We start from the raw sequence: 6,469 nt of genomic DNA, 5'->3' as shown, positions 1-6,469 counted from the left end.
TGTCAGTGCCTCCGGAGCTGGTGACACCACCCCCCAGGCCATGTGCTCGACAAGGGGAGGTAGTCATGCCAACTCCGAAAGCCGGTAGCCCCGTTGCGGGGCCACGAAAACGGTAATGGGGGGCGGGGCGGGGGGCGTCGGCTGGGGGGAAGGCGGCTACACCACCAACGAGAGCAGCAGCAAAAGCACCAGCGCCACGACGGAGATGATGGTCTCCATCACCGACCAGGACTTGATGGTCTGGCCGACGTTCATGCCGAAGTACTCCTTGACGAGCCAGAACCCGGCGTCGTTGACATGGCTGAAGAAGAGCGAACCCGCGCCGACGGCGAGCACGACGAGAGCGGCCTGCGCCGTGGACATGTCGGCGGCGAGCGGCGCCACGAGCCCCGCCGCCGAGACCGTGGCGACCGTCGCGGACCCGGTGGCCAGCCGGATGCCGACGGCGATGAGCCAGCCGAGCAGCAGCGCGGGGATGGACCAGTCCTGCGAGAGGTCGAGGATCATCTGGCCGATGCCGACGTCCACGAGCGTCTGCTTGAAGCCGCCGCCGGCGCCGACGATCAGCAGGATGCCCGCGATCGGGCCGAGGGAGGAGCCGACGGTGGACGACAGCCTGTCCTTGGTGAAGCCGGCGGAGCGGCCGAGCGTGAACATGGCCACCAGCACGGCGACGAGCAGCGCGATCATCGGATCGCCGACGACGTCCATGACGCGCTGCACCGTGTTCTCGGTGTCGTCGATGACGATGTCGGTGAGCGCCTTGGCGAGCATCAGCACGACGGGCAGCAGTACCGTGGCGAGCGTGATGCCGAAGCCCGGCCGCTTGTCCAGCTCTGTGCTCGCCCGTTCCGGGACGACGCCCTCGGGCGGTGTCGTGTCGACCCAGCGCGCGGCGACCTTGCCGAACAGCGGGCCCGCGACGACCAGCGTCGGAATGCCGACGACGAGGCCGAGGGCGAGCGTCACGCCCAGGTTGGCGCCGATGGCGTCGATGGCCACCAGCGGACCCGGGTGCGGCGGGATCAGCCCGTGCATCACGGAGAGCCCCGCCAGCGCCGGGATGCCGACCCGCATCACCGAGTAGTTGCCGCGCTTGGCCACCAGCAGCACGACGGGGATCAGGAGGACCAGCCCGACCTCGAAGAACATCGGCAGTCCGACGATGCCGGCGATCAGCGCCATGGCCCACGGGATGGTGCGCCTGCTCGCCCTGGCCAGGATCGTGTCGACGATCTGGTCGGCACCGCCGGAGTCGGCCAGGAGCTTGCCGAGGATGGCGCCGAGGGCGATGAGCACGCCGACACCGGAGACGGTGTCGCCGAGCCCGGTGGTGAAGCTGGAGATGGCCTTGTCCAGGGGCGCCGCGGCCACGGCGCCCAGCACGAGGGAGCCGACCGTCAGCGCCAGGAACGCGTGCAGCTTGAACCGCGTGATGAGCAGGACGATGACGGCGATGCCGACGAGGGCGGCGATCCCCAACTGCGCGTTGCCGGCGGACGTGATGGGGTCGGGCTGCGACCCCGCGGCCAGCATCTCGACGCTGAGATGTCTCACGGCTCTTCCTTCTTCGCTGTGGGTGGAGGGTGGGCGGGGGTGTGGGGCTCGGGGTCAGGCGGGCGACGCGGCCCCGGTGGGGGCCTCGGCCGGGGCCTCGGGGGTGGCCACGGCCGAGGGGTCCGGCGCGTGCGCGGACCGCAGCGCGGTCAGGGCACGCCGGGCGACGGCCCGCGGCCCCGGGGCGACGGAGATGGACACGCCCCGCTCGTCGGCCTGGAGGGGTTCGAGCGTCGCGAACTGGGAGTCCAGCAGGGCGACGGGCATGAAGTGGTCGGCGCGCTCGGCCATGCGGCGGCCGATCAGCGCGCGGTCGCCGGTGAGGTGGACGAAGACGAGGTGGGGGGCGGCGGCCCGCAGCCGGTCGCGGTAGGCGCGCTTGAGCGCGGAGCAGCTGACCACGCCGCCGTGTTCCGCGTGGTCGTGCGCCCAGGCGCCGATCGCGTCGAGCCAGGGGGCACGGTCGGTGTCGTCCAGGGGGGTGCCGGCGGACATCTTGGCGACGTTGGCCGGCGGGTGGAAGGCGTCGGCCTCGGCGTAGGGAACGTCCAGGTCCTCGGCGAGCAGCCGGCCGACGGTGGTCTTGCCCGTGCCCGCCACGCCCATGACGACCACGACGTGGCTCTGCGTGGTTTCACCCGCTGTGTTCATCGGCCTCACTGCTGTCCTCATCGACCTCGGCGCCGAGCACACTCAACCTCATAGGTCACATGTATTCAATAGTCGGACACGAATTAGTCATACTTAATGGGGGTGACGAGGAGCACGTAGGCTGAACGTCCCGGTGCGCTCGCCGAGCGTGCACACGACGGCCGCCGCAGGGGCCGCACGGCCCGGTACGGAGGGCCGGTCACGGCCGGACACGGGACGCACGGCACGGGAAGACGAGGAGAACGCCACTCATGACCAGCCAGGGGGCGGGCCGCGACGAGACACCCGCGCGCGAGCGCGGCCTGCACGCGCGGCTGCTGGCCTCCCTCGGTCCCTCGATCACCGCGGGCGAGTACCCGCCCGGCACGGTGCTGCGCACCGAGGAACTGGCGAGCCGCTACGAGGTCTCCAGGACGGTCGCGCGGGAGGCGGTGCGGGTACTGGAGTCCATGCACCTGGTCGAATCCCGCAGGCGGGTCGGCGTGACGGTACTGCCACCCGAGGAGTGGGACGTCTACGACCCGCAGGTGATCACCTGGCGGCTGGCCGGCACCGACCGCGGCCGCCAGCTGCGCTCCCTGACCGTGCTGCGCTCCGCCGTCGAACCCGTCGCCGCCCGGCTCGCCGCCGAACTGGCCACCCCCGAGGAGTGCGCGGGCCTGACCGAGCATGCCCTGGGCATGGTCGCCACCTCACGCGGCCAGCAGCTGGAGAACTACCTGGTGCACGACATCGCCTTCCACCGCACCGTACTGCGCGCCTCCCGCAACGAGATGTTCGCCCGCCTCGGGGACGTCGTCGCCGCCGTACTGGCCGGGCGCACCCACCACGACGTCATGTTCACCGACCCCCGCCAGGAAGCCGTCACCCTCCACGTCAACGTCGCCGAAGCCGTGCGCGAGCGCGACGGCGCACGCGCCGAGGCCGCGATGCGCACGATCACCGAGGACGCGATGGCCGAACTGGACGTCCTCGCTCCCTGACCGGTCCGGCCCCCGTCCGGTCCCCCGGGCGGCACCTCCCAGAGCGCGCGAGGCGACCGCCGCGCCGACGATGGCCCCATGGCGCAGCCCCCCGGACCACACCAGGACGGGCCCACCGAACGCCCGCCCGACCGGTCCCGCTGGACGTGGCCGCTGCTGGGGCCGCTGGTGGCGGGCCTGTTCGTCGCCTACTTCCTGCTGCCCGCACGGACACTGGGCCCCGAGCGCCCGGAACTGAGCTGGGCCCTGCTGATCCTCGCGCTGACGGCCATCGCCGCCCTGCTCCTCAAGCACATGCGCGACGCCCTGTTCGACCGCCCCGGCACGGTGGTCGCGCTGATGTCGCTGATGTGCCTGTCCGTACTGGTCTTCTCCTCCGCCTACTTCGTGATGTCCCACCACCCCGGCGAGTTCCAGGGCCTGCGCACCCGCCTCGACGCCCTCTACTTCACGCTGCTGACCGTGGCCACCGTCAGCTACGGCGACATCCAGCCGCGCGGCCAGTCCGCACGGCTGGTCATCCTCCTGCAAATCCTCTACACCCTCGTCTTCCTCACCGCCGCGGCCACCTCCCTCTCCGGCAAACTCCGCCGCGCCGCCGCCAGCCGGCCCCCGGGCGGCGGCCGGGAACACAAGCGCGGGCCTCCCCCGTGACCGGCCCGCCGCTATCCCTCCTCCAGCGTGGCGAGCTCGTCCCGCAGCCACTGCGGGGCCAGCGGATAGGCGGCGTACTCCCGCGCGTGCGGCACACACGCCTCCACGACCCGGCCAGGACCCGAGTTCACCTCCACGACCGCCACCACGACGGTCGCCTCCCGCCACCGCCCGCACGGCAGGCAGTACCCGCCGCTCACCGCTCGCCCCGCAGAGCCGCGCGGAGCCGCGCCGGGTCCGTCAGCGCGGAGCCCGCCTCGTACGGCACGGCCCAGTAAGGACCCGGCGGCCCGGTACGGTCCCGCGCGGGCACGGGCAGCCAACACGCCACCGACAGGCACACGGCCTCCCCCGCCGACCCCCACTCCACCCCGGCGCGTGGCGGCACCAGCCAGTACAGCCACGCGCCGTACGGATCCCCGACGACCCCGCCGCACGCCCGCCCGAGCCGTTGGACCGCCCGGCGCCCCGGCCCCCACGGCACCCGCACGGCGTCCCACCACACCCCCACGGGCGTCAGCGTGAACGGCGCGTGCGACGGAGGGGACCACGAGTCTCCGACTGTCGGGCCGAGGTCGCCGGGCGAGGTGTGCGTCATGCTGACCGTCCTGTGTCCGCGAGGGGGCGCGGCACCGCTGATGTGTCGGTGCCGCCGTACTCGCGACGCACCGTAGGTCCGCGCCGCAGGCGCCCCCAGGGACACCGTGTGCCACTTTGTCCGCCGGGTGGGACCTGATGTCCTACCCGGCCACGTGCAGGCGGTCGGCGAGTTCCGTCAGAGGAGAGGTGCGGCGGCGTTCGCGGGTGTGCAGGTCGGTGACGAGGCGGCGGGTGGTGCCGTGGTAGCGCATCCACTCGGAGGCGTCCCGCTCAGCTGTGAGCAGGGCGTGGGTGGCGGACTCGTCCTGGCCGAGGCCCGCGTGCGCGAGTGCGCGGTCCACGTGGAAGCGCGCGCGCCAGGTCGCGGGCAGGGTGCCCAGGCGTGGAACGGTACGGGCGGTGGCGAGGGCCGGTGCGCAGCGGTCCATCTCGACCGAGAAGTTGACCTGGGCGACGGCGGTGTTGGTGGGGCCGAAGGGTGTCGCGTAGTCGATCCGGTCCGCTCCGATACCGGCGGCTGCCGCGCTCGCCATGCGCAGCAGCTCGTCCACCCGGTCGTAGTGGCGTTCGCCCTGCCGTACGACGGCCGTCGCGGCCCGCAGCAGCAGGACGCCCCACAGCGACAGGTCGAGGGGGGCTGAGCGGAAACCCGGCTCGCTGCGGTCGGCGCACGAGAGGGCCACGTGTGCGGCGTCCTCCAGCCGCCCCTGTTTGGTGAAGACCCACGCGAGCGTGGCCGCGCCGACGGACTCCAGGTGGGGATCGTCCGAGCGGTGGGCCGCGGCCATGGCGCGCTCCATGGCGGTGAACGCGGCGTCCGGGTTGCCCAGCGCCGTCAGGGTGGTCGCCGCCACCTGGTAGGCCTCGCAGAGCACCGCGTACGCCGCCGCCCGGTCGCGGTCGCTGCCCTCGTACGCACGGACGGCGGCGCGGGCGTCGCGGATCAGTTGGGGGAGCACGGCGCCCACCGCGCCCATGCGCCCCTCGCGCCGCGTTCCTTCCGTCGCCCGGAGGGAGGCGCGGAGCGCGCCGATGGTCGGCGGGTCCTCCGGGTCCGGGTCCGGTTCGTCCGCTCGGGCTCCGATCACGCCGTGGACCGGTGAGACCGCCCGGCGCAGCGCGAGTACGGACGGTGCGCTGCCGTCCGGTCCGGCCTCGAAGGTGACGGGCGAGCCGACGAGCACGGACACGTCGACGTCCAGGGCGCGCGCGAGCTGGTTGAGCGTCGCCATGCGCGCCGTCTGACGCCTGTTCTGCTCCAGCTTGCGGATGGTGTCGACGCAGACCGCGGCCAGCTCCGCCAGTTGCTCCTGCGTCAGCCCGCGCCGCGTACGGAGCCGTCCGAGGCGGTCTCCGATGCTGTTCTCGAACCTCTCGTGCATTGCGCACCCCCACACGTGGACGACTCAACGCTACCGGCGTCCGCCGCCGCGTGGTGTGCCCCTGCCGGGCGACCTCATGGAAGGATGCGGGAGGCCGTGCGAGTGGATCGCTGACGGGTGGATGGCCGTCCCTGCCATGCGAGTCGGAGACGACGTCGATGACGATGCGCACCGTGACCATCACCGGGACCCGGACGACGGGGCACCGGGACACCGCCCACTACGCGCGGCTCTTCGCGCACTATCTGGCCCCTTTCGCGCCGGAGGCGCACTTTCATCTCGGCGGGGCCCGCGGCATCGACAGCCTCGCGCTGGCCTGGCTGGCCGCGCACACGCGGGCCCGGATCACCGTCGTGGTGCCCGGCACGCTCGACCAGCAGCCGCCGGAGGCGCGGCACGCGGTCGCCCGGGCCGGGGACCGTGTCGCGGAGCTGGTCGAGTTGGGTGCCGAGCCGCTGGACGACGCCGCGTATCTGGCGCGGAACCGGTGGATGGTGGACCGCTCCGCACTCGTGATCGGTTTCCCCGTCGGCACCAGCACCGTCTCCGGCACGTGGCAGACGCTCGAGTACGCGGCCCGCCAGGACAAGGCCCGTCTGATCGTGCCGATCCAGTAACCGTCCCCGGGGCGCGGTGTGCATG

General features: G+C 72.8%; 8 protein-coding genes. 3 read left to right on the top strand and 5 right to left on the bottom strand.

The window, feature by feature from the left end:
- Nucleotides 1–156: 156 nt before the first annotated feature.
- Nucleotides 157–1,557: a GntP family permease gene (locus DTL70_RS14105; RefSeq protein ID WP_114022235.1), complete on the bottom strand. Its 1,401-nt coding sequence runs from the start codon at nt 1,555–1,557 to the stop codon at nt 157–159.
- Nucleotides 1,558–1,611: 54 nt separating this feature from the next.
- On the bottom strand, nt 1,612–2,208 hold the full coding sequence (locus DTL70_RS14100) for a gluconokinase (RefSeq protein ID WP_114022234.1): 597 nt from the start codon (nt 2,206–2,208) through the stop codon (nt 1,612–1,614).
- A 251-nt stretch (nt 2,209–2,459) separates the two neighbouring features.
- On the opposite strand from DTL70_RS14100, the gene DTL70_RS14095 reads away from it, so the two are divergent.
- Together DTL70_RS14095 and DTL70_RS14090 are read left to right on the top strand one after the other, a co-directional pair.
- Nucleotides 2,460–3,191 (top strand): FadR/GntR family transcriptional regulator, encoded by a 732-nt coding sequence (locus DTL70_RS14095; protein WP_114022233.1) that lies wholly within the window; start codon nt 2,460–2,462, stop codon nt 3,189–3,191.
- A 78-nt stretch (nt 3,192–3,269) separates the two neighbouring features.
- Nucleotides 3,270–3,845, top strand: a complete 576-nt coding sequence (locus tag DTL70_RS14090) for a potassium channel family protein (RefSeq protein ID WP_114022232.1) — start codon at nt 3,270–3,272, stop codon at nt 3,843–3,845.
- Nucleotides 3,846–3,856: 11 nt separating this feature from the next.
- On the opposite strand, the gene DTL70_RS33245 is transcribed toward DTL70_RS14090, so the two are convergent.
- The 3 genes from DTL70_RS33245 to DTL70_RS14080 form a co-directional block, all read right to left on the bottom strand.
- The gene (locus tag DTL70_RS33245) at nt 3,857–4,045 is read right to left on the bottom strand and encodes a hypothetical protein (protein ID WP_147266779.1); all 189 of its coding nucleotides are present in this window, start codon (nt 4,043–4,045) and stop codon (nt 3,857–3,859) included.
- Entirely contained in the window at nt 4,042–4,443 is a 402-nt protein-coding gene (locus tag DTL70_RS14085; RefSeq protein WP_114022231.1) for a hypothetical protein, read from the bottom strand. The genes DTL70_RS33245 and DTL70_RS14085 overlap by 4 nt, the downstream gene beginning before the upstream one ends.
- A 142-nt stretch (nt 4,444–4,585) precedes the next feature.
- Nucleotides 4,586–5,827, bottom strand: a complete 1,242-nt coding sequence (locus DTL70_RS14080; RefSeq protein ID WP_114022230.1) for a helix-turn-helix domain-containing protein — start codon at nt 5,825–5,827, stop codon at nt 4,586–4,588.
- 158 nt (nt 5,828–5,985) lie between these two features.
- Between DTL70_RS14080 and DTL70_RS14075 the strand changes: the two genes are divergently transcribed.
- The gene (locus DTL70_RS14075; protein WP_114022229.1) at nt 5,986–6,444 is read left to right on the top strand and encodes a DNA-processing protein DprA; all 459 of its coding nucleotides are present in this window, start codon (nt 5,986–5,988) and stop codon (nt 6,442–6,444) included.
- The last annotated feature ends 25 nt before the right edge of the window (nt 6,445–6,469 follow it).

The sequence above is a fragment of the Streptomyces diacarni genome, from assembly GCF_003323715.1.
GTDB classification, from domain to species: domain Bacteria; phylum Actinomycetota; class Actinomycetes; order Streptomycetales; family Streptomycetaceae; genus Streptomyces; species Streptomyces diacarni.
Note: the sequence above shows the minus strand (reverse complement) of the source record. Positions and strands in the feature narration are given on the sequence as shown.

Bases quoted from the DNA above. Each gene is read 5' to 3' on its own strand.
- DTL70_RS14100 (WP_114022234.1), bottom strand. From the start codon at position 2,208: ATGAACACAGCGGGTGAAACCACGCAGAGCCACGTCGTGGTCGTCATG.
- DTL70_RS14095 (WP_114022233.1), top strand. From the start codon at position 2,460: ATGACCAGCCAGGGGGCGGGCCGCGACGAGACACCCGCGCGCGAGCGC.
- DTL70_RS14090 (WP_114022232.1), top strand. From the start codon at position 3,270: ATGGCGCAGCCCCCCGGACCACACCAGGACGGGCCCACCGAACGCCCG.
- DTL70_RS14085 (WP_114022231.1), bottom strand. From the start codon at position 4,443: ATGACGCACACCTCGCCCGGCGACCTCGGCCCGACAGTCGGAGACTCG.
- DTL70_RS14080 (WP_114022230.1), bottom strand. From the start codon at position 5,827: ATGCACGAGAGGTTCGAGAACAGCATCGGAGACCGCCTCGGACGGCTC.
- DTL70_RS14075 (WP_114022229.1), top strand. From the start codon at position 5,986: ATGACGATGCGCACCGTGACCATCACCGGGACCCGGACGACGGGGCAC.